Origin of the sequence: Parafilimonas sp. (assembly GCF_051953455.1) — a bacterium.
Lineage (GTDB): Bacteria > Bacteroidota > Bacteroidia > Chitinophagales > Chitinophagaceae > Parafilimonas.
The window spans coordinates 13,691-39,273 of sequence record NZ_JBQCIT010000040.1; the positions used below are offsets into that span (position 1 = coordinate 13,691).

General features: G+C 39.7%; 26 protein-coding genes. 12 read left to right on the forward strand and 14 right to left on the reverse strand.

What is annotated here, in order from left to right; all coding sequences use genetic code 11:
* Positions 1 to 112 precede the first annotated feature (112 nt).
* Positions 113 to 1,039 (forward strand): cytochrome c, encoded by a 927-nt coding sequence (locus ACTHN6_RS15180; protein ID WP_440436618.1) that lies wholly within the window; start codon positions 113 to 115, stop codon positions 1,037 to 1,039.
* 77 nt (positions 1,040 to 1,116) lie between these two features.
* On the opposite strand, the gene ACTHN6_RS15185 is transcribed toward ACTHN6_RS15180, so the two are convergent.
* Positions 1,117 to 1,917, reverse strand: a complete 801-nt coding sequence (locus ACTHN6_RS15185; protein WP_440436619.1) for a glycerophosphodiester phosphodiesterase — start codon at positions 1,915 to 1,917, stop codon at positions 1,117 to 1,119.
* Between the two features lie 161 nt (positions 1,918 to 2,078).
* Here ACTHN6_RS15185 and ACTHN6_RS15190 point away from each other — a divergent pair, with 161 nt between their 5' ends.
* Complete coding sequence (locus ACTHN6_RS15190; RefSeq protein WP_440436620.1) at positions 2,079 to 2,903, forward strand: purine-nucleoside phosphorylase; 825 nt, start codon at positions 2,079 to 2,081, stop codon at positions 2,901 to 2,903.
* A 120-nt stretch (positions 2,904 to 3,023) separates the two neighbouring features.
* On the opposite strand, the gene ligD is transcribed toward ACTHN6_RS15190, so the two are convergent.
* The 4 genes from ligD to ACTHN6_RS15210 all read right to left on the reverse strand — a co-directional run bounded on the left by ligD (position 3,024) and on the right by ACTHN6_RS15210 (position 8,696).
* The gene (gene ligD, locus ACTHN6_RS15195; RefSeq protein WP_440436621.1) at positions 3,024 to 5,165 is read right to left on the reverse strand and encodes a DNA ligase D; all 2,142 of its coding nucleotides are present in this window, start codon (positions 5,163 to 5,165) and stop codon (positions 3,024 to 3,026) included.
* A 99-nt stretch (positions 5,166 to 5,264) separates the two neighbouring features.
* Positions 5,265 to 5,873 carry a DinB family protein gene (locus ACTHN6_RS15200; protein ID WP_440436622.1) on the reverse strand — a complete coding sequence of 203 codons (609 nt, stop codon included), beginning with the start codon at positions 5,871 to 5,873 and terminating at the stop codon, positions 5,265 to 5,267.
* A gap of 92 nt (positions 5,874 to 5,965) precedes the next feature.
* Entirely contained in the window at positions 5,966 to 6,277 is a 312-nt protein-coding gene (locus ACTHN6_RS15205) for a hypothetical protein (RefSeq protein ID WP_440436623.1), read from the reverse strand.
* A 4-nt stretch (positions 6,278 to 6,281) separates the two neighbouring features.
* Entirely contained in the window at positions 6,282 to 8,696 is a 2,415-nt protein-coding gene (locus tag ACTHN6_RS15210; protein WP_440436624.1) for a hypothetical protein, read from the reverse strand.
* Positions 8,697 to 8,870: 174 nt separating this feature from the next.
* Here ACTHN6_RS15210 and ACTHN6_RS15215 point away from each other — a divergent pair, with 174 nt between their 5' ends.
* Both ACTHN6_RS15215 and ACTHN6_RS15220 read left to right on the forward strand, forming a co-directional pair.
* The gene (locus ACTHN6_RS15215; protein ID WP_440436625.1) at positions 8,871 to 9,347 is read left to right on the forward strand and encodes a GNAT family N-acetyltransferase; all 477 of its coding nucleotides are present in this window, start codon (positions 8,871 to 8,873) and stop codon (positions 9,345 to 9,347) included.
* Between the two features lie 53 nt (positions 9,348 to 9,400).
* Entirely contained in the window at positions 9,401 to 10,351 is a 951-nt protein-coding gene (locus tag ACTHN6_RS15220) for an ABC transporter ATP-binding protein (protein ID WP_440436626.1), read from the forward strand.
* 16 nt (positions 10,352 to 10,367) lie between these two features.
* Here ACTHN6_RS15220 and ACTHN6_RS15225 read toward each other — a convergent pair whose 3' ends face one another.
* From ACTHN6_RS15225 to ACTHN6_RS15235, 3 genes are all read right to left on the reverse strand, one after another.
* A complete protein-coding gene (locus ACTHN6_RS15225) occupies positions 10,368 to 12,242 on the reverse strand; it encodes an Nramp family divalent metal transporter (protein ID WP_440436627.1) in 1,875 nt (624 codons plus the stop codon).
* A 1-nt stretch (position 12,243) separates the two neighbouring features.
* Positions 12,244 to 12,909, reverse strand: a complete 666-nt coding sequence (locus ACTHN6_RS15230) for a metal-dependent transcriptional regulator (RefSeq protein ID WP_440436628.1) — start codon at positions 12,907 to 12,909, stop codon at positions 12,244 to 12,246.
* Between the two features lie 138 nt (positions 12,910 to 13,047).
* Positions 13,048 to 13,422, reverse strand: coding sequence for a DUF4783 domain-containing protein (locus ACTHN6_RS15235; protein ID WP_440436629.1), 375 nt, complete (start codon positions 13,420 to 13,422; stop codon positions 13,048 to 13,050).
* A gap of 265 nt (positions 13,423 to 13,687) precedes the next feature.
* On the opposite strand from ACTHN6_RS15235, the gene gpmI reads away from it, so the two are divergent.
* The 4 genes from gpmI to yihA are packed head-to-tail and all read left to right on the forward strand — an operon-like array spanning position 13,688 to position 16,595.
* Positions 13,688 to 15,214, forward strand: a complete 1,527-nt coding sequence (gene gpmI, locus ACTHN6_RS15240; protein WP_440436630.1) for a 2,3-bisphosphoglycerate-independent phosphoglycerate mutase — start codon at positions 13,688 to 13,690, stop codon at positions 15,212 to 15,214.
* 9 nt (positions 15,215 to 15,223) lie between these two features.
* Positions 15,224 to 15,712: a heme-binding domain-containing protein gene (locus tag ACTHN6_RS15245; RefSeq protein WP_440436631.1), complete on the forward strand. Its 489-nt coding sequence runs from the start codon at positions 15,224 to 15,226 to the stop codon at positions 15,710 to 15,712.
* Between the two features lie 57 nt (positions 15,713 to 15,769).
* On the forward strand, positions 15,770 to 15,925 hold the full coding sequence (locus ACTHN6_RS15250) for a hypothetical protein (RefSeq protein ID WP_440436632.1): 156 nt from the start codon (positions 15,770 to 15,772) through the stop codon (positions 15,923 to 15,925).
* A 25-nt stretch (positions 15,926 to 15,950) separates the two neighbouring features.
* Positions 15,951 to 16,595, forward strand: a complete 645-nt coding sequence (yihA, locus tag ACTHN6_RS15255; RefSeq protein ID WP_440436633.1) for a ribosome biogenesis GTP-binding protein YihA/YsxC — start codon at positions 15,951 to 15,953, stop codon at positions 16,593 to 16,595.
* Between the two features lie 13 nt (positions 16,596 to 16,608).
* Here the strand turns inward: yihA and ACTHN6_RS15260 are convergent, their stop codons facing one another.
* From ACTHN6_RS15260 to ACTHN6_RS15275, 4 genes are all read right to left on the reverse strand, one after another.
* Positions 16,609 to 17,508 carry a prephenate dehydrogenase gene (locus ACTHN6_RS15260; protein ID WP_440436634.1) on the reverse strand — a complete coding sequence of 300 codons (900 nt, stop codon included), beginning with the start codon at positions 17,506 to 17,508 and terminating at the stop codon, positions 16,609 to 16,611.
* 112 nt (positions 17,509 to 17,620) lie between these two features.
* Positions 17,621 to 18,793: a pyridoxal phosphate-dependent aminotransferase gene (locus ACTHN6_RS15265; protein ID WP_440436635.1), complete on the reverse strand. Its 1,173-nt coding sequence runs from the start codon at positions 18,791 to 18,793 to the stop codon at positions 17,621 to 17,623.
* A gap of 2 nt (positions 18,794 to 18,795) precedes the next feature.
* Positions 18,796 to 19,626 (reverse strand): prephenate dehydratase, encoded by an 831-nt coding sequence (locus ACTHN6_RS15270; RefSeq protein ID WP_440436636.1) that lies wholly within the window; start codon positions 19,624 to 19,626, stop codon positions 18,796 to 18,798.
* Positions 19,627 to 20,023: 397 nt separating this feature from the next.
* Complete coding sequence (locus tag ACTHN6_RS15275; protein WP_440436637.1) at positions 20,024 to 20,197, reverse strand: hypothetical protein; 174 nt, start codon at positions 20,195 to 20,197, stop codon at positions 20,024 to 20,026.
* A 144-nt stretch (positions 20,198 to 20,341) separates the two neighbouring features.
* Here ACTHN6_RS15275 and ACTHN6_RS15280 point away from each other — a divergent pair, with 144 nt between their 5' ends.
* A complete protein-coding gene (locus ACTHN6_RS15280) occupies positions 20,342 to 20,905 on the forward strand; it encodes an RNA polymerase sigma factor (protein WP_440436638.1) in 564 nt (187 codons plus the stop codon).
* Positions 20,905 to 22,014 carry a S1C family serine protease gene (locus ACTHN6_RS15285; protein WP_440436639.1) on the forward strand — a complete coding sequence of 370 codons (1,110 nt, stop codon included), beginning with the start codon at positions 20,905 to 20,907 and terminating at the stop codon, positions 22,012 to 22,014. Before ACTHN6_RS15280 ends, ACTHN6_RS15285 begins: the two co-directional genes overlap by 1 nt.
* Positions 22,015 to 22,101: 87 nt before the next feature.
* On the opposite strand, the gene ACTHN6_RS15290 is transcribed toward ACTHN6_RS15285, so the two are convergent.
* Positions 22,102 to 23,007 carry a sugar phosphate nucleotidyltransferase gene (locus ACTHN6_RS15290; RefSeq protein ID WP_440436640.1) on the reverse strand — a complete coding sequence of 302 codons (906 nt, stop codon included), beginning with the start codon at positions 23,005 to 23,007 and terminating at the stop codon, positions 22,102 to 22,104.
* Positions 23,008 to 23,126: 119 nt separating this feature from the next.
* Between ACTHN6_RS15290 and ACTHN6_RS15295 the strand changes: the two genes are divergently transcribed.
* Complete coding sequence (locus ACTHN6_RS15295; RefSeq protein WP_440436641.1) at positions 23,127 to 24,737, forward strand: acyl-CoA carboxylase subunit beta; 1,611 nt, start codon at positions 23,127 to 23,129, stop codon at positions 24,735 to 24,737.
* 115 nt (positions 24,738 to 24,852) lie between these two features.
* Here the strand turns inward: ACTHN6_RS15295 and ACTHN6_RS15300 are convergent, their stop codons facing one another.
* Complete coding sequence (locus tag ACTHN6_RS15300) at positions 24,853 to 25,143, reverse strand: hypothetical protein (protein WP_440436642.1); 291 nt, start codon at positions 25,141 to 25,143, stop codon at positions 24,853 to 24,855.
* Positions 25,144 to 25,316: 173 nt separating this feature from the next.
* On the opposite strand from ACTHN6_RS15300, the gene ACTHN6_RS15305 reads away from it, so the two are divergent.
* Positions 25,317 to 25,583: ATP-binding protein (locus ACTHN6_RS15305; protein WP_440436643.1), on the forward strand; the 267-nt coding region annotated here is incomplete at its 3' end.

Sequence of the window (25,583 nt, forward strand, 5' to 3'; positions counted from 1 at the left end):
AAATACTACATATCATCGCTTTTTTTTAGCAGTTGATACAGTTGGTAATTGACACCGTTCTGCCGCCATTCTACTTTCGTTCGGCATTTATGAAAAAAATAAATCCTTTTTTATGATAAAGAAAATTTTAAAATGGACTGGCATTATATTGCTTGTATTAATTGCCGGTATATCTATTACTACTGCATCAAGGCAGCACTTAAAATATGATGCCCCATATCCTGATATTCATGCTTCAAAAGACACCGCTGTAATTGCACACGGCAAACATTTGGTGTTCAGCATTGCACATTGTGCAGATTGCCATAGCCTGGTTAATGCAGACTCCATGCTGCAGGCAGGGCAGGAGCCACCGCTTTCAGGCGGTTATGCATTTACAATGCCGCTGGGTACTGTTTATTCAAGAAATATAACGCCTGATAAAGAAACAGGTATTGGCAACAGGACCGATGCTGAATTAGCAAGGGTTATACGCTATGGCGTGCATGCAAACGGCGAAGCGGTTTATGAATTCATGTCATTTCATGATATGAGTGATGAAGATTTAACGGCGGTTATATCTTATTTAAGAAGTACGAAACCGGTTAAAAACAAAGTGCCTGAAAATACACTGAACGTTATGGGTAATCTTGTGAAGGCATATATGGTAAAGCCTGTTGGTCCAACCGGCGATGTGCCTGCTGCGATGCATGCCGATACAACGGCCGCCTATGGCAAATACCTTGTTTTTAATGTGGGCAATTGTATAGGCTGCCATTCAAAACGCGATTTAAGCGGTAATTTTGACGGGCCATACCTCGCAGGCGGTAATCCTATGAATGGCCTGATACCGCCCAACCTTACCAACGATTCTTCCGGCCGCATATTTACCTGGTCGCAGCAACAATTTATTGAGCGCTTCAAAAAAGGAAAGCTTATTCCGCAAAGCGAAATGCCCTGGAATAGTTTCAAGCACATGGATGATAACGAACTGAAGGCCATTTATAATTTTCTTAAAACCGTGCCTGCTGCCAGAACTGAGCAACTGGCGGCTAAATAAGGATTTTATGTATGTAATCCGGCCGGACTCTAATAGCAGCCTGACCGGATTATTGCAGTTTAATCAAAGAAAAATACTCACTTCCTGCTTTTCAATATTCCCAAAAGCATTTCAGGCTGGTTGGTTGTAATAAAATTAAAACCGCTGTCCAGGAGCTGGCGCATGATCGTTGAATCATCAACCGTCCATGCATTGAGTTGTATATTATATTTTTTTGCTTCCGTAATCCATGCAGGATTTTTTGTAAAAACAGAAAAATGATAATCTGCACCGCTTATTCCATCGGCCTTTAAAGCAGCAGGGGCAATATCGCCATTTAAATACTGTGTTATCGCATTGGGTTCAATGGCGTGAATATGTTTCATTATATCATAATCAAAACTTATATACGCCATAAGATTTGTGCAGTTCAATTGATGCACCAGTTGTATTACTTTATCTGCTACTTTTATTCCACGCTCTTTGCTTATTTTGGAAGGCTTTATTTCAAGTATCAGTCTTGTTGTTTTATTATTTTTTTTACCGGCAAGCAAATATTCGCGCAGCGATGGCAACGGCTCGCCGTTTAAAAGCGGGTATTTCCGCAGCTCATCAAAGTTGGTTTTTTCAATAACGAGTTTATTATAATCCGGATCGTGATGAATAACCAGCGAATCATCAGCCGTCATCCAAACATCAAATTCAGAACCTGTACATTTTAATTTAATCGCCTGTTGTAATGAGGCTATAGAATTCTCAGGAAAATTATTCAGCTTATAAGCGCCCCTGTGCGCCACAACAGGATTGTTTGCAAACTTAATTTTGGAACTGCTACTCTTTGTTACAGAACAGGCAGCGGCGGATAATGCAATCGCAAAGAATACAACAAATTTTTTCATCAGTTATTGAATTAATTTCAGGTTTATAAGCGGGCTAAGATAATAACTGCTGCCGTAAGCATTTTATCAAATTACTAATCAAGGTTCTGTTTTCTAATTGTCATTCCTAAACCAATCAACAATTCAACTTATCAACTCTATCTTTGGTGCTTTTACATATCATGGAAAATAATTTAATACAACAGTTGAATGAAACAACAGCTTTCATTCAATCAAAATATACAAAGCAGCCGCTTATTGGTGTGATATTAGGCAGCGGGCTTGGCAATTTTACCGGCGGCATGCAGATAGAATGTGAAATTGATTATAATAACCTGCCGCATTTTCCCGTGAGCACGGTGGCCGGTCATAAGGGTAAATTGATTTTTGGAAATATGAGTGGCAAACCGGTTATGGTTATGGCTGGCCGTTTTCATTTTTATGAAGGCTATACGCCGCAGCAGGTGGCTTATCCGGTTCGCGTTATGAAAATGCTTGGCGTTAAAACCCTGCTTTTGTCAAATGCCGCCGGCGGTGTGAACGCCTCGTTCAAAGTGGGGGATATGATGATCATTAAAGATCATATCAGTTTTTTTACCATAAACCCGCTTCTCGGCAGAAATGAAGAAGCATTAGGAACAAGGTTTCCCGATATGAGTGAACCTTACAATAAAGCACTTATCAGCAAGGCAAAATCTGTTGCCGCAGATTTGGGTTATGAAGTGAAAGAAGGGGTTTACTGCGGTGTTACCGGCCCCACTTTCGAGACGCGGTCAGAATATAAACTCATTAAAGCGGTTGGCGGCGATGCGGTGGGTATGAGCACAGTGCAGGAAGTGATTGCCGCTGTTCATGCCGGTATAAAAGTATTTGCCATGAGCATTATTACCGATATAGGTATTCGTGAAGACGATAATGTTATTACGCATGAAGAAGTGCTGGCTGCCGCAAATGAAGCAGAACCTAAATTGACAGCATTGTTTAAAGCACTGGTGGACGTTTTGTAAATTTTCTTTTTATTGATTGGGCGCGATTGCTGACCAAAGAATGTGAAATGGCACAATGTAATTTTTAAGGCTTTCGTTATTTGCTATTCACGTTGATGTTTCACCATCCACCACTATTCATCACATCAGCTTCAGCAACGATTCATGCATTTCCTGTTCCCCAAAAACAGTATTGATCTGCTTCAATATTTTTTTCAGGTTGATACCTTTCCCAATAACACCTTTAAAAATTTCACCCTGTTCCTTTATGCGGTTAACAGCATTAAAAATGTTGAACTGCTGAACGGTTAATCCTTTTTTCACTTCATCCCAATGCAGTGGCATAGAAACGGTAGCGCCGGGTTTTGGCCTTAATGAATAAGGCGCTGCCAGCGTTGCCTGTGGCCGGTTTTGCAAAAAGTCGAGATACATTTTTCCCTGCCTGTTTTGCACAATGCGTTCAATGCTGGTAAACTTTGGCAACTGCGATTGAACGATCGTTACAAGCACTCTTCCAAACTCTTTACTTATTTCATAATTATACTTCGCGCCAAGCGGCAAATAAATGTGCATGCCGGTTGCACCCGAAGTTTTGCAGTATGCATCTGCGCCAATGGCATCAAGCACCTGCTTGATTTGTTGTGCAGCCTGTATCACCTGTTCAAATGTTGTTTTATCGCCGGGGTCAAGGTCTATAATGCACCAGTCTGGGTTATCGGGCTTTTGCGCACGGCTGCTCCAGGGATGTATTTCAAGGCTGCCGAGCGATGCCATCAGTAATAAACCCGCTTCGTTAGTACAAATCATATAATTCCTGTCGCCGCCTTCTTCCGTGCTGTATGGAAAAAGTTCAACCCAACCGGGCACTTTGCCGGTAACATCTTTTTGATAAAAACTCTGGCCATTAATCCCATTCGGGTAACGTATCATGGTTTGGGGCCTGTCTTTTAAAAAAGGCAGCATGTAAGGCGCTACCTGGTAGTAATAATTGATCACATCACGCTTGCTAACGGCCTTTGTATTTTTGGTTGCAGGAAAATATATTTTATTGAGATTATTGAACGTGAGGCTATGCCCGTTGATAGTTTTTGTCTGAGATTTTTCCGTTGGGTTGAGCAATGTTTTCCGCTCTTTACCTGTTGAGCCTTTCAACAATTTTTTAGTAAGAGCCTTTGCACCCGGTGCGGTTTTTTTCACTGATTTTTTTGCTGCGGCTTTCTTTGGCATAACTGTATTTTTATAGGTTGGCACAATATCTTTTGTATGCGCTTCTTTTTCCAGGTGTATATTATTTGCATTTTTATCCACCCGCATACCTTCAAAAGAAGGATGGCGCATTACCCCATCTGAAGTAATTTCCGTGTAAGCAACTTCACACACCAGGTTTGGCTTCAGCCAGGTTACGGTTGCTTTTGGCGGGTCTGGCCTGAAACGCGACGGCTTGTTTACATCGGGTTCATGCGTGAAAGGTATTTTAGTAGTGATAAGCGGCCTGAACTGCTCCATCATTTCTTTTTGCAGTTTATCAGAAAAACCTGTACCTATTTTGCCGGTATATTTCAGTTTACCATTTTCATTAACGCCCACCAATAATGCGCTGAATAATTTGCTGCTGCCTTCATTATTGGTAAAGCCGCCTATAATAACTTCCTGGCGCTTGTTTGTTTTTATTTTCAACCAGTCGCTGCTGCGTTTGCCGGGCAAATAAATACTGCCTGCCCTCTTTGCAATAATACCTTCAAGGTTTAATTTTTTTGCGGCTTCAAAAAACTCGGTGGCGCCGGTATCAAAGCTTTCACTTACGCGAATAATGCCGGCACCGGGAGCAATAGCATTGAGTACCTGCTTTCGTTCAGTCAGAGGGAGCTCCATTACATTATAACCTTCAACCCAAAGCACATCAAACAAATACAACATCAATTCGCCATCTGCTTCACTGCGCCAGTTTTGAAGATCGCCGAAATTGGAAATGCCTTCATCATTAATTACAACAATTTCGCCATCAAGCACTGCATTTATTTTCCATTGCTTTAATGCATTATAAACTGCATAAAATTTTTCGTTGAAAGATTTATTATTACGAGAACGCATTTCCACATTGCCATTATGCAGGTAAATGAGGGCCCGGTAACCGTCCCACTTTACTTCATACAGCCAGCCGGGCTCATCAAAAGGCTTGTCAACAAGCGTGGCAAGCATAGGAGCGAGGTTTTTGGGAAATCCCTGTTTTGTTCCCTTGGCAAGCTGTGCATTCAATGCTTTATTTTTTTTATTGACCGGCATATCTAAAGCTATAAAATAATTATGCCATTGTTAATGCAAAAAGTGGTATAAAATAAAAAGCTGCATTTAAATGCAGCTTTTCAATACGCTTTTATGTATTTATTGTTTGGGGAAATTGGGATCGGCTTTCACTTCATTCAACTGCTGCATATGCCGGTTTGTATGGGCAGATATCAATAATATGGCCTGGTAGGCATCAATTTTAGCAAATGGAAGAACTGCGATATGCGCCCTTAAATCATCATGTGTTGTTTGCACATAATTAATCAGGCTGTCCCTGCCCGCATTGAATGCGTTTAATGTTTCATCCAAAGTTTTATAAGGGGCATGTATGGGCTTAAAAGGTTCTGCAGCTTGTGCTTTGTGACTTCTGTCTTCAACCATGCCGATAAACTGTTCATCTGTAACAGTTGGTTTAAATGCACTGTCATTAGGTGTTTGTAAAGTTTGTTGTACAAAACCAAACAAGCCCTGCGATGTTAAGGCTATATGTTGTACGCATTCCAGCACAGACCATCTGTCAGGTGCTGGTTTAAAATTTAACTGTGCATCCGATAAACCTTTTACTGAATTTATTAAATCATCCCTTGTTTTAATGAGATGATCAACGGCAAATTTTCTTTCTGCTTCTGTAAGCTCTGCTTTATTAACGATGGTAAAACTGCTGAATAAAATAGATAATACAAGTAATGAGAAAAGTGATTTCATTGGTTATGTTTTATGATGAAAGGGTAAAATTAAAGCAATATTTTTAACATGTTCAATATGCATTAAATTCTTAACCACATTACATCATCAATCTAATAAACCAAATCTTCATACGCAGCCTGCAGTTCATTATATGCATGCTGGTCATTTGCCGCCTTTGCCTGTTGCATTCCTTTTTCATACCATTCAATTGCCAGTGCTGTTTCTCTATTTCTTTCGAGCAATTTGCCGAGATGATAATAAGAACCTACGTAACCCGGCTCATCTTTTAAAACGGCTTCAAACAAAGCCCTTGCTTCTATATCGTTATTGAGTTTTATATATTCCAGTGCAAGCGCATGCCTTAAAAAACTGTCACCTGGCATTTGCAGCAAGAGTTCCTGCAGTTTTTCAATGCGGCCCATAAAATTATTCAATTACTTTTTCAATATGTGCAAGCTTGCCATCTGTGGTAATGCCTTCTACAATTACACGGAAACGTTGTGTAACATCATTGTTATAAAATTTGAGGCGGAATGTATTATTGGTTGGTGTGGTTAATACATTAGGCGACCAAAACAAAGTTGTGCGCAAATCTTTTTGATCACTATTCTCACTGTAAATATCATAATTGGGAGAATAGAATTCCTTTTGTTCAGAATAACCAATAATTACTTTATAAGGCAATCCTTTGCCGGGCGTGGTGGCCACATCGCCGCCCTTGCGTGTATAAATAGCTATGGCCCCGTTTGCACCGCCGCCAACAGCGCCAATAAACGGCGGCCGTAAAACTTTTACATAAGCTATATCGCTCATGCTTATACTTTGAAGCATGCTGGCATCGGCCGGTGTTTCATTATAAAAAAATGCCGGTGTGCCGCCGCGCCATGTAACGCTTGGCGTGGAACCTGCTGTTGTTATCTGCAGGCCCGGAACCCTGCCCTGCAAATATTGAAACACGCTCATAGCGCTTCTTCCAAAAGGATCGCTCATCACATCAAACTGGTAGCCATCGCCACTAAAAAGCGGCGATGCATATTTTTCATCCAATACTTGCATGGGGCTTTTAGTCCTCGTTTTCACAACTACATCCTGCAACGTTGTGCCCTGCCTGAACTTGGCATTACGCAATTCTTCTTCGGCAAGCCTGCGCCTGTAATTTTCGGTTGCCGTATCGGTAAGAAAAGCATTGGCCGCGGTATCTTCTGTAATTGTTTTTGGTGAAGACAAACTGTTATCAAAATTGACAACGGATGAATTGGCAAAACTTTCATTGCCTGATAGCTTATAATAAATTTTTGAAGTATCGTATAAGATAATATTAGGATTGGCAAACTTCCCGGATTGGTCAACTATCGCCTGTTCAAAACGGTTGGATGTATCCTTACTGTTATTAATAATGAGCAGGAGCATAGCGCCTTTTTTTAACTGCTGGTCTGTTGCACCGTACACTTTGCCGGCAAGGCTTAAATAATCGGCTTCGTTCTGGTATTTTATTTTTGGGTATTTATTGCGAATAGAATTTTCCCAGTCAATACGGCGCCAGCCATTGGTAAGCATTACAAGATCAAGCTGCTTTTGAAGCGTATCAGAATTGTTTTGAAAATAATAATAAGGATGATAAACATTGCCTTTTAGATCGCCGGTTAAGAGCAAGCGGGATACAATATCATCGGAACTGTCAATACCAATGCCTGCATCTGTTACGGCAACGGAAAGATTGGCAGCAATGGAATCTGTATGAATCACAAGCGTGTTCAGCTTGCGCTTATCAGTGCCTAATTCTGCAAAGCCAACTTCAGGTTCAAAACTATAATTTTCATTATTAATAAAAGTAATGCGTTCCGCCATTGCCGTCCAGTTTGAATCGAAAATAGTTACCTGCAAAATGCCGGAGGGAAGTTCTTTAACCGGTATAGCACCGCCGGTTACGGGCACATCTTTTAAATTAACGGCAGCGCCGTACACAAGGTGTTGCTGCATGGAAGCAATGATGTATAACTTCTGAAGATTAGCCGGCGCATTATCTGACCGCTGTATGGTAAACGATCTTGCATCGGCTTGTGGCAAAACTTTCAACACAATGCCTGTGGCCTGCGCAGCCGGCAATTTTGTTTCGTAATTATTGCCCAGGTCATCTTTCCATTTTGCGGTATAGGCTTCGCCGTTTTTAGCTGTAAGCGAAAATGCACCCATGCCATCGTGTATGGTTTTTATATCGGCTACTTTTGCATTGCTGTTATTAAAAACAGCGCCGCTTACTGGCGCCGGCGTTCCGTCAAAATGCACCGCTTTAAATGCGATATTGGTTTCAATATTTTCCACAATATTGCCGCCTTCAGGTAAAAATTGTATAGCTGTTTTAATAGCAGGAACAGGCCTTTTGGTTGCAGGCTTTGGCTGAATAATGTGAATGGTTTTCCTGTAAAGAAATGATGAATCAAAGTTCAACATCCATTTTGTATAAGCCTTTACATATACAACCTCATCTTTAAACTCAAGCGGAAGGCTATAATCGCCGCTGCCGCCGGATTGCAATACCGGCGATACACAATGTTTAAGTACCCTGCCTTGAGTATTGATAAAATCAATGTAAACCGTTTTACTTATTTGAGAAGGGTCGGCCCCCGTCATTATATATGATTTAAACCATATGGTTTCGCCGGGCGCATAAGAAGGCTTATCAAACTGAACATAAATTTTTTCCTGTGGAAAATTGGTTGCTAAAGCTTCCAGGCTGTTTTGAACGCTGTTTATGCTTATATTTTGAGATTGGGCACCTGTGGTTATTGCAGCAAACAGGCATGAAACAAATAAACAGCGCATGATTACAGGAATGTTCATAGTTGCAATTCTATTTCAAATTATTATTATGCAAATAAGCAATATTTATCTTAACAGTTCATCAACAAAATTATCTTGCAATATATACTGTATTGAAACGCCTTGTAAAAATTTGACATTAGGGAATAGTTATCCGGCGTTCCATCTTTCCTGATAAAAAAATAAACGGGTGAAATGAATATAACATGGTATTGTAAAGCTTTTAATGAATTGTCGCCGCTTGAAATGTATAAAATCCTGCAGTTGCGCAGCGAAGTTTTTGTGGTAGAACAAAACTGTGTTTTTTTAGATATGGACAATAAAGATGAAGGCTGCCTGCACCTGATGGGTTTTGCGGGTGATGAACTGGCGGCCTATACACGGCTTGTGCCGCCGGGATATATTTATGAAGAAATATCAATCGGGCGTGTGGTTATATCGCATAAGCATCGCAGTAAGGGCCAGGGAAAAGAATTGATGCAGCGTTCCATTGCTTTATGCAGGCAACATTTTGGTAGTGGATCCATTAAGATTGGTGCGCAATATTATCTCTTGAAATTTTATAGTTCGCTTGGATTTAAAGTGATAAGTGATATTTACCTGGAAGATGGCATTGAGCATGTGTATATGATATTGAAGGATACTTTTCCTGCCGGAGAAGTAAATTATTAATGCACTTTTGCAGTCCGTAAAATAAGATCAATCAGAAAATTGAGGTTAAACGAATGAAGGCATTATTAGAAGTAAAGAACGTTTCAAAAAAAGTTGAAGACCGTATAATTGTAGATGATATAAGTTTTGTACAACAGCCCTTGCAAAAAATAGCGATTGCAGGTGAATCAGGAGCAGGCAAAACAACTTTGCTGAAGATGATAACCGGCTATGCGCAACCAACCGGCGGATCAATTTTATTTAATGGCGAAAGGGTAATTGGCCCCGAAGAAAAGCTGATGCCCGGGCATAAAATGATGGGCTATTTATCGCAACACTATGAACTTCCCAATCATTACCGGGTTGAAGAATTGATATGGTTTGAAAATAAATTGGATGAAGCTGAGGCAAATCGGTTATTTGAAATATGCAGGATAGATAATTTACTGCAACGCAAAACCAATTATTTATCCGGCGGGGAAAAGCAGAGAATTGCTTTATGTATGCTGCTGGTAAAACAACCAACGTTGCTGGTGCTGGATGAACCCTTTTCCAATCTTGATCCAATTCATACGAACACGTTAAAGGATGTATTGGATGATATAACAGTACGCTTAAAAATAACATGCACACTTACTTCGCATGACCCGCATGATACGCTCTCATGGGCTGATGAAATATTGGTGGTTAAAGATGGAAAGCTGGTTCAGGAGGGAAGCCCGCAGGATGTGTATTATAAACCGGTGAATGAATATGTTGCAGGCTTATTTGGTAAATACAATTTGCTTCAGCCACAGGTGGCAGCTCTGTTTGGCATTGATACAAAAGGAAATGCAATAATGACACGGCCGGAAAATTTCAGGATATATAAAACAGGCAGCGGTGTAAAAGGCATTATTCATAAAATCAGTTTCTGGGGAAGTTTTTATGAGGCGAAGGTAATAATTGACGGCGTTAGAATTATTGTGAGAAGCAATAGCAATGAATGGCGGCCAGGGGATAAAATTTTTGTTGGCATTAATTAATCCCCGGCCCGATTATTTAACTCACAATAAGCACGGGCATTGGTAGTTTGTGCCGCACAATATTTACAGTTTCACCATAAAACACATCTTTCAGGCCCTTGTGCCGGTGCGCACCCATTACCAGCATATCGGCATTAAATTCGTTTACGATGCGCACAATTTCTTCAACGCGATGCTGGTAGCCGAGCTGGGTTTCAACGGTATAGCCCATTTGTTTTAACTGTGCAGCATAAGCCTGCAGGCGTTCTGCATCCTGGCGTGTTTCATCATCATCCGTAGCATTGCCTGAAAATGACGCCGACACTGTTTCTACCACATGCAGCAATAAATACGTAGCATGTTTATTACCCTGTTTAATGGCATGTGCAATCAATTTTTCATCAAGTGTTTTAAAATCGAGTGCCACTGCAATTTTCTGAAAAGGGTTTACAGAAAGGTTGAGCAATTGCGGCACTTTGCCATGAATGCCTTCTGACGATCTTGTTTTTCTTTTAGCATATAAAGGATAAAACGTCATTGTAATAAACAGCCATGCAAAAATTAATGAAACAATTATAATAATAGCTTTTATAAATAAATGCCCGCTTTCTGACAACACATCAATTATTTCACCTGCAACAAGCCTTACATTTAAAAATACTAATATGGCTGCAACCAGCCAGGCAATAATTTTTACATAAGGTTTGATAGCAAAAACGCCCATTGTTTTTTTATCGCTCACAAAATGTATTAAAGGAATTACGGCAAAGCCAAGCTGCAGGCTCAATAACACCTGGCTGAACACAAGCATATTATCAACTTCTGCTTCACCATATACTGCAATAACTATTACTGCGGGAATTATAGCTAACAAGCGGGTTAGCAACCTTCTCATCCATGGGTTAATGCGGAGATGCAGGTAGCCTTCCATAACAACCTGGCCTGCTAAAGTACCCGTTACAGTTGAGCTTTGCCCGGCAGCAATCAAGGCAACCGCAAATAAGATTGGCGCCAGCGATGTTCCCAGTGCTGATTCGAGCAATATGTAGGCATCCTGTATCCTCGCCACAGATGAATGGCCATTATAAAAAAATGCTGTTGCGGCTAATACCAATATGCCTGCATTAACGAAAAATGCAGCATTTAAAGCTATTGCGCTATCAACTATATTGTATTTAATGGCTTTGCGTGTGGCAACTTCGCTATTGTTTATTTTTCTTGTTTGAACGAGCGCCGAATGCAGGTATAAATTATGCGGCATAACCGTAGCACCTATTATGCCCACAGCAATATATAAAGCCTGGTCATTTAATGAAGAAGGAACAAAGCCTTTTATCATTTCACCCACATCTGGCTTGGCAAAAAACAGTTCAATTAAAAAAGATAAGCCTATTATCAATACCAATGCTATAATAAAAGCTTCCATGGCACGCATGCCTTTTTTTTGCAGATAAAAAAGTAAGAACGTATCAAGTACTGTTATTGAAACGCCCCAGATCAATGGCAACCCGGTAAGCAACTGAATACCCAGCGCCATACCCAGCACTTCTGCAAGGTCGCAGGCCGCGATAGCCACTTCGGCAAGCACATACAAACAAAAATTTGTAAGCGGGGGATAGGTTTCCCGGTTTACCTGCGCCAGGTCTTTTCTTCTCACAATACCAAGCCTTGCACTTAAAGATTGTAGTAATAAAGCCATCAGGTTGCTCATCAGCAAAACCCAGATAAGTTTATAACCAAACTGTGCGCCGCCCTGCAGATCGGTGGCCCAGTTGCCGGGATCCATATACCCAACACTTACCAGGTATGCAGGGCCCATAAAAGCCAGGATTTTTCTCCAGCCTTTGCGCTGACGGGTGGCATCTATGCTTTCATGTACATCACTTAAAGAATGTGTATCGTTCTTTACCATATTATAAAGGATTTACCTGTATGGCTTTGGCCACCTGTTCACTGATATTGATTGATTGTTTGTTCCTGAATTTAATCTCAACGGAATTATCAAACGGAAGCTTATCCTTTACCTCCAGCACAGTGCCTATTGCTATATTACGGCTGCTTAAAAAAGCAAGCAGTTCGTTTGACTGGTTTAAAACAGATGTAATTACAGCCTGTTTATTCACGGGCAGGTTTGCCAACGGGAGTTGTTTAAGTTCATCTATTTTACCGCTGCTGTCGGGAATAGGGTCGCCATGCGGGTCAAACTTTGGAAAGCCCAGGAATTCATCCAGTTTATCAATTAATTTTTTACTGCGGATGTGCTCCAGTTCTTCTGCTACTTCATGTATTTCTTCCCAGCTAAAATGAAGTTTATCAACGAGAAAAAATTCCCATAAGCGATGCCTGCGGATAATCATTACAGCGGCTTTATTGCCTTCACGGCTAAGCTTGAAACCTTTATATGGAAGATAATTTAATAAATTTTTTGCCTGCAGTTTTTTCAGCATATCGGTTACTGATGCTGCTTTGGTATTAAGATGATTAGCGAGGGCGTTAGTATTTACCTCACCTGTTGCCTGCTGCAAATGGTATATTGATTTTATATAGTTTTCCTCAGTAATAGAAAAATTAGCCCGCATTGAATTTATTTTTAGACAAATCTAAAAATAATTAATTGTTATTGGAAATTATTTTTCCTGCTGCTCAAGTGAGAAATTAATAAACATAAAAAAGGCCGCCTTGTTAAGACAGCCTTATTAAAAAATCGTTCTTAAAAGTTAGAATATTCTTACCCGTATAACAGATATTGTATTGCCGGTGCTTTTTAACACCACGGTAATATTATACTCCTGTGTGCCTTTTAGTTTTCCGGCTACATATGTCATGTCGTTTAGCTGGCGCGAATCAGAAAATCTTTCAAACCCTGATACTTTATTCTTTGTAAAGAAACTTTGTATCATAGCGGCAGCTTCAGCTTTGCTTAAATTTTTCACTTCCGGTTTTTGCGGCAATGTGATATTTACAGAATTGCTGAAATAGCTGGCGAACTTATTGGCATTGCCTGCATTTAAAGCACTGGCAACGTCGTCGGCAGACTGTGCAAACGTATTTAACGTTAAGAAAAATCCGATTATCGTTAATAATTTTTTCATTGATGAGGATATAGAATTTTTGACTAAAGGTAATGCTTAATGTTTAAGTAATATAGTTATGTAATTGTGAAATGAGCGATGATTTTTATATTTTGTTTAACGATTGTCAGTGATATAAATTTATCAATCAAAAACATCTTTAAAATATATCTCCTTAATTAGTTTTGTTATTGTATTATAATAACGGGCTTTCAAATTTTTTATTTGATTTATTCCATCCTGAAAAATCATTTAACAAAAAAATTAAATCTATTAGTTTTACGCCATGAGCAAAAAAGCAATTTTAATTATTATGGATGGCTGGGGGCTTGGAAAAACCTATGCTTCCGATGCCATTCAACATGCTAAAACACCTTTTGTTAGCAGTTTATACAGCAAATATCCTAATACTACTTTAATAACCTGTGGTGAAGCAGTTGGCCTGCCCGAAGGGCAAATGGGCAACAGTGAAGTTGGGCATCTTAATCTTGGAGCAGGCAGAATTGTTTACCAGGAACTGCAGCGCATAAACGTAGCTATTCGCGAAGGTTTGTTTCAGAAGAATGAACAGCTGCTGAAAGCAATTGATTATGCCCAAACCAATAAAAAAGCATTGCACTTAATTGGCCTTGTGAGTGATGGCGGCGTGCATTCACATATCAATCATCTTAAAGCCATCTGTGAAGTATGTGCGCAGCAGGGTTTAAGTGAAGTTTACATTCATGCTTTTACTGATGGTCGCGATACGGACCCCAAAAGCGGGCTTGGTTTTATGAAAGAGCTGCAGCAAAGCATTAATAATTCTGTTGGAAAGATAGCAAGTGTTAGCGGCCGTTATTATGCAATGGATCGCGATAAAAGATGGGAGCGTATTAAGCTCGCTTATGATGCCCTGGCAAAAGGTGAAGGCATTAAAGCTACCGATGCTATTGCTGCCGTAGAACAATCGTATGCTCAAAATGTAACCGATGAATTTATAATGCCAACGGTAATTGTAAATGAAGCGCAGCAGCCGCTTGCCACCATTAAAGATGGAGATGCCGTTATCTGTTTTAATTTCAGAACCGACCGCTGCCGTGAAATTACCGTTGCGCTTACACAACAGGCTTTTCCTGAATACAACATGCAGCCGTTGCAATTATATTATGTTACCATGACAGAATATGATAAAACATATAAAAACGTGCATGTTATTTTTGAAAATGATAACCTCACCAAAACACTGGGTGAAATAATTGAGGACAATGGTTTGAGGCAAATACGTATTGCTGAAACAGAAAAATATCCGCATGTAACTTTCTTTTTCAGCGGCGGGCGGGAAGCAACATTTAAAGGTGAAAGCAGGATTATGGTAGCTTCGCCTAAAGTGGCTACGTATGACCTTAAGCCTGAAATGAGTGCTTATGAAGTAACAGAAAAACTGCTTCCTGAAATTGAAAATGAAACAGCAGATTTTATCTGCCTGAACTTTGCCAATGCAGATATGGTGGGGCATACAGGCGTTTGGGATGCGGTTATAAAGGCTGTTGAAACAGTTGATACCTGCGTGGAAAAAGTTATTACGGCTGCGCTGGCGCATGGCTATACCACGTTCCTGCTTGCAGATCACGGCAATGCTGATTATGAAATAAATGAAGATGGATCTCCTAACACCCAGCATTCATTAAATCCTGTTCCGTTCTTTATTATTAATAATGAATTTAAAGGAACAGTAAAGCCAGGTAAGCTGGGTGATATTGCGCCAACCATTTTAACTTTTATGGGCTTACCGGTTCCCAAAGAAATGACAGGCGATATTTTAGGCCAACCATAAAACGCTGGTATGAAACGAATACTCTTAATATTGTTAATCATATTGGTAGCGATACAATTCATAAGATCGGCTAAGAATATGCACCCGGAGGCGCAAACAAATAATATTTCGAAATTGTATAGTGTGCCCGATGACGTTGAGGCTGTTTTGGTAAAGGCTTGCAACGATTGTCACAGTAATAATACCCATTACCCCTGGTATAGCAATATACAACCGGTTGCATGGTGGCTGCATAATCATGTTGAAGATGGTAAGGAAGAATTGAACTTTGATGAATTTGCATCTTACCCCTTGGCCAAACAATACCATAAGCTACATGAAATAGAAGAACAGCTTGATAAAAATGAAATGCCACTATCTTCCTACACGCTTATACATACGGATGCAAAGCTGAATAATGCCGAAAAAAATATATTGATTACGTGGAGTAAGCATATTTCCAAACAAATGGAAACAAAATATCCGAAAGACAGCCTGGAAAGAAAGCGTAATCGCTGACCGGTGATAATTAAAGTAAATTTTTGTAACTTGTAGAGTGAATTTTAAAATGTTCTTATGGACAGGATGATTACAAAAAATCACAAAAAAATATGGTTTAAAGCATTTGAACTAATCGATTTATTTCCATATTCTATTGCATTGCTTACAATTGCAGCTGAAATTTATATAGTAAATGGATTTATTTCTATTACACCAATGCTGCATTATTAAGCTTCTTCCGTTTTCTTTGTATTAAATGCAAATAACAAAAGCTGTCTATCTTATTTCAAGTCCTTCTGTTGATAAATGCCCGCAGCCAGACCGGCCTGAATACGCATTTATCGGGCGAAGCAATGTGGGTAAATCATCCTTAATCAATATGCTTTGCAATAATGCGAAGCTTGCCAAAACATCAGCAGCGCCTGGGAAAACACAGCTCATTAATCATTATGAAATTGAAAGCGTAGCTACTAATCCAAAAACAAAAACAAAATGGTTTTTGGTTGATTTGCCTGGTTATGGCTATGCTAAACGCGCCCAGAAATTGCGCAAACAATGGACGAAAATGATTGAAGATTATTTGCGCAAACGCAAAAACCTTTTAAACATTTTTGTATTGATAGATGCGAGGCATGAACCACAGAAAATTGATCTTGAATTTATAGATAGTTTAGGTGAATGGCAACTGCCTTTTGCCATAGTCTTTACCAAAGCCGATAAAGAAAAGCCCGGCGCTGTTGAGCGTAATGTGAAATTGTTTTTTGAAAAGATGAAGGAGAACTGGGAATTTTTACCGCCGTATTTTGTAACCAGCGCAGTTTCGAAATCAGGAAAAAATGAAGTGCTGAAATTTATTGAAGATTGTAACCTCGGTTATGCGTCGAATGCCCGCACTGAATAATTTTCTGAAAGCCTTATTTAATAATGCGTTTTATTTTATTCGCATTCTCAATCAACTCAGTTAAAAACTGTACATTTTCTTTTTCCAGGCTTGCCTTGAATTTTCTTAATTGTGTAATATGTTCGTTCAATACATCCAGCACATTTTCCCTGTTTTGCATAAACACAGGCACCCACATAGAAGCTGCGCTTTTCGCCAGGCGCACGGTGCTTTCAAAACCACCGCCTGATAATTCAAATATGGCTTCTTCTTCCTTTTCTTTTTCCAATACAGTATTTGCCAGGGCAAATGAGGTTATGTGGGAAATGTGGCTTACATAAGCGGCATGTATATCATGATTTTCAGAATCCATAAGCACGATATTCATGCCCAGCAGGCGATAAATATTTTCTATTATGCCAACCACTTTTTTATCTGATTGATGTACATCGCAGATAACACAGGCGCGGCCTGCGAAAGCGCCATGCACAGCAGCTTCGGGGCCGCTGTATTCCGTTCCCCACATGGGGTGCGTTGATACAAAGCGTTTGCGCATGGGATGATCTTTCAACGCTTTACTTAATGCAAATTTTGTAGAGCCGGCGTCTGCAACAATTTGCTTATCGGTTATCATATCCATTATCTTCAATACAACCGGGATAGTTGCATCAACAGGTATGGCAACATAAATAAAATCACTCTTGGCAACCGCTTCTTCAAGCGGCAGCACTTCATCTATGATGCCGAGCTCCAAAGCTTTCTTTGCGCTTGCCTGCGTTCTGCTTACACCAATGATATGTTTGGCAAGATTCTTTTCCTTTAACGCTAAAGCGAACGAGCCGCTTATTAAACCAACGCCAACAATAGTTACGGTGTTAAAGCCTCCCGTTCCGGAGGGAGCCATTGTATCTTCGTTGTTATTTTCCTCTTTCATAAAATATCACGTAATCTTGTTTATAACTTCGATTAGTGCAAAGGTTCATAAATTCATTACTTGTTCTATTGCTACTTTACTTAGCGACTAATCAACATTTCAACCAATCAACCTAATTTCTTATTCTTTCAATTGCTTCATTTATTTTCTCTTCAGTGGCGCATAAGCTTATCCGTATATAATTATTACCACCATTTCCAAAAATGCCGCCCGGTGTAATAAATACATTGCTTTCATATAAAACTTTATCGCTTAAAGCATAACTATTTTCAAAACCTGCAGGGATTTTTGCCCACATAAACATGCCGGATTGTAGTTTGGAATAACCGCAATGCAATGCATCAAGCAGTTCGTAAACTTTTTCACGCCTTTTTCTATAAACCGCATTAATGCTTTTATACCAGTCTTTACCTAACGATAAAGCTTTGGCAGCAGCCAGTTGAACCGGCAGAAACATACCGCTGTCCATATTGCTTTTAAAACGCAACACTTCGTTTATTCTTTCTTTATTCCCGCATAAAACACCTACGCGCCAGCCGGCCATGTTTTGCGCTTTGCTTAAAGAGTTTAATTCAAGCGCAACATCTTTAGCGCCTTCAACACTTAAAATGCTTAGTGGCTCATCATTCAGGATAAAACTGTAAGGATTATCGTGGCAAATGAGAATATTATGTTTTTTACCAAACGTAATTAACTGTTCAAATAATTGTATTGAAGCAGGCTGGCCCGTAGGCATTTGCGGATAATTAATCCAAAGCCCCCTAACCCCTTTAAATGGAGATTTGGCAAATTGCTCCACTAATGCTTCCAGTTGTTCAAAGTCAGGTTCATAATTGTTTTCTTCTTTTAAATCATAATAAACAGGTGTTGCACCTGTAAGTTTTACGGCGCTCGAATAAGTTGGGTAACCGGGGTTGGGAACAAGCACTGCGCAACCTTCTTCAAAATAGGTCATGCAAATATGCATAATGCCTTCTTTGCTGCCTATAAGTGGCAGTATTTCTGTGTCAGCATCTAAATCAGTTTTATACCATTGCCTATACCAGTTGGCAAAGGCATTACGCAAAACAGGCGAGCCTTTATAGTTTTGATAACCGTGCACATTTGGCTTTGCGCTTTCTTCCTGCAGCGCCTTAATTACATCAGGATGCGGTGGCATATCAGGGCTGCCTATGCCCAGGTTAATAATATTTTTTCCCTGCTTATTCAATGTATCTATCTCTCTTAATTTTTGTGAGAAATAATATTCATGCACACTGTTTAAACGCGCTGCGGTTGTAATCATAATTATTTTAGTTTGCCATTTTTGTAAACGCCATAAATCTTTAAATGTTCAATAACAGGCTTTATTTCTTCTATCACTTTGTCAAATTGCTGAAGGTTTTCAAATTCAAGATCTGCATGAAAACTGTATTTGAAATTGGTGCCGGGAATAGGGAAACTTTGCAGCTTGCTGAGGTTAACATCGGTATCGGCAATTCTTGTAAGCACTCTTGCCAGGCTGCCTTTTGAATTATCTGTATGAAAGTTTACCGATGCCTTGTTCGCGTTTTCAACAGGCTGGGAAAAATCTGCATGCTGCAATACAAGAAAGCGCGTGTAATTATTTCTCAGTGTATGAATGTGCGGAGCAATTATCTTAAGATCAAACAATTCAGCAGCCAGCTTGCTTGCAATAGCGGCAATATGTTTGCTTTTATGCTGATAAATATGTTTGGCGCTTAATGCCGTATCTTCTGTTTCAATCAGCTTCCAGTTATACTTATCTAAATATGCAAAACATTGCTGCAAGGCCATGGGATGGGAGTGCACTTCTTTTATATCTTCCAGTTCAACATGTTTGTTAACCATGAGGTTTTGGTCAATCTGCAGATACACCTCGCCTATAATGGTAAGGTTACTTTTTTGAAGAAGGTTATAATTAGCTAAAATGCTGCCGGCGATAGAATTTTCAATTGCCATAACAGCCCGGGTGCTTTCATTTTTAACCGAGGCTTTTTTTATAAGCTCATTAAAAGTGGCGCATGGATTTACTCCTATTTCTTTTCCTAAAAATTTTATGGCAGCGGCCTGGTGAAAGCTGCCTTCGTAGCCCTGGATGTAAACTTCATGTTTCATTCGTGCATATTTATTTTTTCAGTTGTCTCATGTGCCGCCTGTGTGTGAAAATTTTACATGGGCGTTTCATAATAAAAAATCCCGGCCTTTTGTAGCCGGGATTCATAAATGTATTCATGTACACATATTACCCGGCTATTCCTTTAAAATAAAAGAAATAAAAAAAGGTATATGTGATAGTCTGTTGCATTTTGGGGCACAAAAGTAACAGTAAGAAATTATTCATCAAATTTTTAAACAGAATATTTTAATGCCTAAAAAGAAAAAAAGCCCTTCCGTGGAAACGGAACGGCCTCTAACGATTGCTTGCCATATGAAAAAAGATTAGGCTAAACATTCCGGTGCAAGCATACCACCTCAACTCTGGAAACGCTTGTTTAGCTTTAAACGAATTTAATTAATGAGTAGAATCAGGTAAAGTAGTATCTGCAGGAGCCATCATAGATGTATCCGGTGCAGTTACAGTTGTATCAGGAGCTACAGTTGTTGTATCTGCAGAAGTATCAGTAGTGCTGCTGCTGTTACAAGCTGCAAAAACACCGATGGCTAAAACGATCAATAATTTTTTCATGTGTTTGTGTTTTTTGTGATGTAATTTTTGTTTTAATACCCAAATACAACATAGGTAACCCATGTTTTTAAAATTTTTTTTCCGGAAACTTGCAGCAATATTTGGGTTACTTTTACTTTAATCAGGTATTAAACTACACACGGCGTGAAGGGCGATTCGAACGAACAATTATTATTAAAAGCACTGGCAAATAACGATTCTAAAGCCGCAGAAACCATATATAAAGACAACTTTAACATGGTTCTTGCCTTTATTATTAATAACAACGGAACTTACGACGAAGCAAGGGATATTTTTCAGGAGGCGATGATAACGCTCTATCAAAAAGCTAAATCTGAGTCGTTCGTACTCACCAGCCAGCTTAAAACTTATATTTATTCCGTAAGCCGCAGGCTTTGGTTAAAACGGCTTCAGCAATTGGGTAAAACAACCAATGGCGTTGAAAATTTTGATTCCGTAGTTGTTGATGATGATATTGAAATTCATGAGAGGAGAGATGCTGAACTTGGTATTATGCACAGGGCTTTAAACAGTTTGGGAGAGCCCTGCAAAAGTTTGCTTGAAGCATTTTATATAGAAAAAAAGAGCATGGATAAAATTGCCTTATTATTTGGCTACACAAATGCTGATAATGCAAAAAATCAAAAATATAAATGCCTGATGCGTTTGAAAAAATTATTCTTTTCCCAGTATAATATAGGAGAGTGATGGAAGATATACTTTTACTTAATTCAATAGAACGCTACCTGGAAGGCCGTATGCTTCCGGATGAAAAAAAATTTTTTGAAGAGCTGCGCACAAGCAACCCGGCTATAGACCAAATGGTGGTGGAGCATAAATTATTCCTGCACCAAATGGAAGAGTATGCCGGTGTAAAACATTTTAAAGAATCTCTCCACACCATTCATTCAAAACTTTCTGTAACCGGCGAAATCAGGAACAGTGAAGAACCGGAAGGTGTTACCGGCAAAGTGGTTCAGTTATGGCACCGTTATAAAAAGGTTACAGCTATTGCCGCTTCCATCGCCTGTATCACAGCACTGTTTATCAGTGCACTGGCCATGTACTTTTCACCTGCCGCCAATAAAACCCAACTGGAACGTTTAAGCAGGGATATTGCGGAAATAAGAAAATCCCAAATACAAACCAATAATGCACTGAAAGAAGTTGCCGATACAAAAATCCCCAAAGGGGCTATTGTAAAATCTGGTGGTACAGCTTTTTTAATTGATGGCAAAGGCTTTTTGGTTACCAATGCCCACGTGCTGGATGGAAGCGGCGCTATTGTTATGGATAAAGACGGGCATGAATACAATGCCAAAATTATGTCTGTAGATCATGCCAGGGATTTGGCAGTGCTGCAAATTACTGATGATGATTTTAAGCCTTTAAAAAACCTGCCTTATTCCATACGCCGCAGCCAGCCGGATTTAGGTGAGGAACTTTTTACACTGGGATATCCCCGCGAAGAGATTGTTTACAATATGGGTTACCTGAGTGCTAAAACCGGTTATAAAGGCGATACAACAAGTTGCCAGCTTTCATTAACGGCAAACCCGGGTAATTCGGGCGCTCCTGTATTTAATAATAATGGCGAAGTTGTTGGTATCATAACAACAAGACAATCTCAAACAGAAGATGTTGTTTTTGCACTTAAGGCAAATAATATTTATAGTATGATTGACAGCCTGAAATCGCAGGATACGTCACTAAAAAAAATCAAGCTGCCATCCGGCAATACCTTAAAAAATATGGATAGGGTAAGCCAGGTTAAAAAAGCTGAAGGCTGTGTTTTCCTTATCAAAACTTATAAATAGAACAAATAATTCAAGCAACCTTTAAACTAAAAATCCCGCTTTGGCGGGATTTTTTAATTTTTACAGATAGTCCATTAGTTTACGGCTTTATTGTTTCCATAAATTATCAGGATATTCGCCCTTTTCTACGAGATGTGTAACGGACGCCTTTACCACAGGCGCATCTTCTTTATATGTTACGCCAAACCATTTTGCAGATGTTATAATTACTTCAACACGCCCTTTGCCTGATTTTATAAAATAATCCGTCATGGTTGGAATTAAAAACTCTGCTTTCAGGCTCTGACTATTCTTAGCTAAAAATTCTTTGAACTGTTCTTCACATAAATCAATCATGCCCGGTGCGTAACAAAAGAAATTCATGCTCACCTTGGTGTCTTCCGGCAATTCGGTTAAGCCGCCTTCTTCGTCTTCGTAAATAATAGCATCGCCTTTCTTATAAATTTTAAGGCACTCTTTAATGCCTGCCATTTCATGTTTTTCATTTTCTGAAATAACGCCGCGGCTCACGCTTCCGTGCTCGCTTAGTGTATTAGGCAATTCATATCCAATTAAAGCATAGGTTTTTTCATTGCAGCGGGTTTGTAAAAAATCAAATGCTTTCCTGAAAGCATCTTTGCCATAAAAATCATCGGCATTAATTAAAGCAAAAGGTTCTTTTATTTTGCCTTTGCAGCAAAGCACGGCATGTGCAGTGCCCCAGGGTTTTACCCTTTCGGGATTAATATTGAAACCTTCGGTGAAACTGGTAAGTTCCTGATATACGTAGTCAACTTCTATTTTACCTTCTAATTTAGGCTCAACAATACTTTTAAAATTTTCGGCAAAATCTTTTCTTATAATAAAAACCACTCTTGTAAACCCTGCTTCAATGGCGTCATAAACAGAATATTCCATTATAGTTTCGCCCGACGGGCCAAATCCCTCTATTTGCTTCATGCTTCCATAACGGCTTGCCATTCCTGCTGCTAAAATTACCAGTGTTGATTGCATAGATATTGATATTATTTAGGGTTGCGAAACTAATAAATTCAGCCTAAACTAAGCTATAGATTTCGATTCACTGCGTGCGACAGCACTTCCCTATATTTGTTTAACTAATGGCTGTTCGTATGAATAATATTAATCCCGGTGAAACATGGATGAATGATTTATTAAGCGAAAAACAAAAACGCTTTGATAAAATAAAGGAAGGCGGCGGAAAAAAATCCATTGAAAAACAAAGGCAGAAAAATAAGCTTACTGCACGCGAAAGGGTTGATTATTTGATTGATGATGATAAACCTTTTATTGAAATAGGCGCATTTGCCGGTTATGAAATGTATGACGCACAGGGCGGTTGTCCCGCCGGTGGCACCGTGGCAGGTATTGGTTATGTAAGCGGCAGGCAATGTGTTATTGTAGCAAATGATCAAACTGTAAAAGCAGGTGCATGGTTTCCCATAACCGGCAAAAAAAACCTGCGCATGCAGGAAATAGCTATGGAAAACCACTTGCCCATTATTTATCTTGTTGACAGCGCCGGTGTTTATCTTCCCATGCAGGACGAAATTTTCCCCGATAAAGAACATTTTGGCCGTGTGTTTAGGAACAATGCCCAAATGAGCGCCATAGGCATAACGCAAATAGCGGCAGTACTTGGCGCCTGTGTGGCCGGCGGTGCATACCTGCCAATTATGAGCGATGAAACTTTAATGGTTGAAGGCAATGGCAGCATATTTTTAGCAGGTTCCTATCTTGTAAAAGCAGCTATTGGGGAAGATATTGATGTGGAAACACTGGGCGGTGCAGAAACCCATAATGCCATAAGCGGTATTGCAGATTATAAATGTGCAACGGAGCAGGCATGCCTTGATAAAATTAAAACCATCATCAGTAAATTGGGAAGGCCTGCATTTGCCGGTTTTGACCGTATTGAGGCAATTGCGCCGGCAAAAAATACTGAAGATATTTACACAATCATGCATGCAAATAACAGCAAACCTTATGATGTGGTTGATATTATTGAATGTATTGTTGATGCAGGCACTTTCAGCCAGTTTAAAGAAGCATATGGTAAAACAATTGTTTGCGGTTATGCAAGAATTGACGGATGGGCTGTTGGCATCGTTGCCAACCAGCGCCTCATTGTAAAAACGGGGAAAGGCGAAATGCAGATGGGTGGTGTTATTTATAATGATAGTGCAGATAAAGCCGCTCGTTTTATTCTTAACTGCAATCAGAAAAAAATCCCCCTGGTTTTTATGCAGGATGTAACCGGCTTTATGGTGGGCAGCCGCAGCGAACATGCAGGCATCATTAAAGACGGCGCCAAACTGGTGAATGCCGTTGCCAATTCTGTTGTGCCTAAGTTTACCATTATTACCGGCAACAGCTATGGTGCGGGTAATTATGCCATGTGCGGCAAGGCTTATGATCCACGTTTTATTTATGCCTGGCCCGGCGCAAAAATCGCCGTAATGGGTGGTGACCAGGCTGCAAAAACTTTGTTGCAGATACAGGTTGCAGGAAGAGATGTAAGTAAAGACGAGCAGCAGCAATTACTTGATGATATAAAGTCCCGTTACGATAAACAAACCACGCCTTATTATGCTGCTGCCCGTCTTTGGATAGACGATATAATTGACCCTGCAGACACCAGGAAACTAATAAGTGAAGGTATTGCTGCGGCCAATCATAACCCTTATATAAAGGAATTTAAAACAGGCGTATTCCAGGTATAGAAAACCAGTTGTGCGAAATATTGTAATGAGTTGTCAATAGTGAATGGTGAGTAAAGCCTCTGAATGTACGCGGAATTCACGATTCACCACTCACCTGAATATACTCAACATCACGCTACTCCTTTTTGGCACTGTCACCTTTTTGATTGTTATATTGTTTGCTTGTGCCTGTATTAGGTGTGGCTTCAGTGCCGCTTATCGTATCCGTTCCTATCACATTAGATGAATCAGGCGTTGGAATATGCTGGCGCTGGTCGTTATGATAATCCATGGCATCGCTTGCCGGATTGGTTATTGTACTATCGCCAACGCCCGGGCTTGTGCTCTCCGTAGAAGATGAATTATTGCTGCATGCGGCTGCAAAGAAAATGCTTGTTAAAACCGGTAAGAGAAATTTTACTTTCATAATATTGTTCTTATAGTTAAAAAATGTGGATAAAATGCCTTTTTTTCAACATCTAAAAACAATTCGCAAAAACTGTGACGAATCCTGTTTTTAATTGGGAAAAGCCCTTATTTTTTCTTAAATTTGCACGCTAAATTTTTAGATATAACGATTATTTTTCTCTCTTACTTTTTATGAACGAACAACAGCAGGATTCCCCATCTCAGGCAAATTATAGTGCAGAAAGTATTCAGGTTTTAGAAGGTTTGGAAGCGGTGCGTAAAAGGCCCGCCATGTATATTGGCGACGTAGGCGTGAAAGGCCTGCACCACCTGGTATATGAAGTGGTGGATAACTCCATTGATGAAGCCCTGGCCGGTTATTGTAAGAATATTATTGTAACCATACATGAAGATAACAGTATAAGTGTGCAGGATGATGGCCGCGGTATTCCCACAGGC

Bases quoted from the DNA above. Each gene is read 5' to 3' on its own strand.
- ACTHN6_RS15180 (WP_440436618.1), top strand. From the start codon at position 113: ATGATAAAGAAAATTTTAAAATGGACTGGCATTATATTGCTTGTATTA.
- ACTHN6_RS15185 (WP_440436619.1), bottom strand. From the start codon at position 1,917: ATGAAAAAATTTGTTGTATTCTTTGCGATTGCATTATCCGCCGCTGCC.
- ACTHN6_RS15190 (WP_440436620.1), top strand. From the start codon at position 2,079: ATGGAAAATAATTTAATACAACAGTTGAATGAAACAACAGCTTTCATT.
- ligD (WP_440436621.1), bottom strand. From the start codon at position 5,165: ATGCCGGTCAATAAAAAAAATAAAGCATTGAATGCACAGCTTGCCAAG.
- ACTHN6_RS15200 (WP_440436622.1), bottom strand. From the start codon at position 5,873: ATGAAATCACTTTTCTCATTACTTGTATTATCTATTTTATTCAGCAGT.
- ACTHN6_RS15205 (WP_440436623.1), bottom strand. From the start codon at position 6,277: ATGGGCCGCATTGAAAAACTGCAGGAACTCTTGCTGCAAATGCCAGGT.
- ACTHN6_RS15210 (WP_440436624.1), bottom strand. From the start codon at position 8,696: ATGAACATTCCTGTAATCATGCGCTGTTTATTTGTTTCATGCCTGTTT.
- ACTHN6_RS15215 (WP_440436625.1), top strand. From the start codon at position 8,871: ATGAATATAACATGGTATTGTAAAGCTTTTAATGAATTGTCGCCGCTT.
- ACTHN6_RS15220 (WP_440436626.1), top strand. From the start codon at position 9,401: ATGAAGGCATTATTAGAAGTAAAGAACGTTTCAAAAAAAGTTGAAGAC.
- ACTHN6_RS15225 (WP_440436627.1), bottom strand. From the start codon at position 12,242: ATGGTAAAGAACGATACACATTCTTTAAGTGATGTACATGAAAGCATA.
- ACTHN6_RS15230 (WP_440436628.1), bottom strand. From the start codon at position 12,909: ATGCGGGCTAATTTTTCTATTACTGAGGAAAACTATATAAAATCAATA.
- ACTHN6_RS15235 (WP_440436629.1), bottom strand. From the start codon at position 13,422: ATGAAAAAATTATTAACGATAATCGGATTTTTCTTAACGTTAAATACG.
- gpmI (WP_440436630.1), top strand. From the start codon at position 13,688: ATGAGCAAAAAAGCAATTTTAATTATTATGGATGGCTGGGGGCTTGGA.
- ACTHN6_RS15245 (WP_440436631.1), top strand. From the start codon at position 15,224: ATGAAACGAATACTCTTAATATTGTTAATCATATTGGTAGCGATACAA.
- ACTHN6_RS15250 (WP_440436632.1), top strand. From the start codon at position 15,770: ATGGACAGGATGATTACAAAAAATCACAAAAAAATATGGTTTAAAGCA.
- yihA (WP_440436633.1), top strand. From the start codon at position 15,951: ATGCAAATAACAAAAGCTGTCTATCTTATTTCAAGTCCTTCTGTTGAT.
- ACTHN6_RS15260 (WP_440436634.1), bottom strand. From the start codon at position 17,508: ATGAAAGAGGAAAATAACAACGAAGATACAATGGCTCCCTCCGGAACG.
- ACTHN6_RS15265 (WP_440436635.1), bottom strand. From the start codon at position 18,793: ATGATTACAACCGCAGCGCGTTTAAACAGTGTGCATGAATATTATTTC.
- ACTHN6_RS15270 (WP_440436636.1), bottom strand. From the start codon at position 19,626: ATGAAACATGAAGTTTACATCCAGGGCTACGAAGGCAGCTTTCACCAG.
- ACTHN6_RS15275 (WP_440436637.1), bottom strand. From the start codon at position 20,197: ATGAAAAAATTATTGATCGTTTTAGCCATCGGTGTTTTTGCAGCTTGT.
- ACTHN6_RS15285 (WP_440436639.1), top strand. From the start codon at position 20,905: ATGGAAGATATACTTTTACTTAATTCAATAGAACGCTACCTGGAAGGC.
- ACTHN6_RS15290 (WP_440436640.1), bottom strand. From the start codon at position 23,007: ATGCAATCAACACTGGTAATTTTAGCAGCAGGAATGGCAAGCCGTTAT.
- ACTHN6_RS15295 (WP_440436641.1), top strand. From the start codon at position 23,127: ATGAATAATATTAATCCCGGTGAAACATGGATGAATGATTTATTAAGC.
- ACTHN6_RS15300 (WP_440436642.1), bottom strand. From the start codon at position 25,143: ATGAAAGTAAAATTTCTCTTACCGGTTTTAACAAGCATTTTCTTTGCA.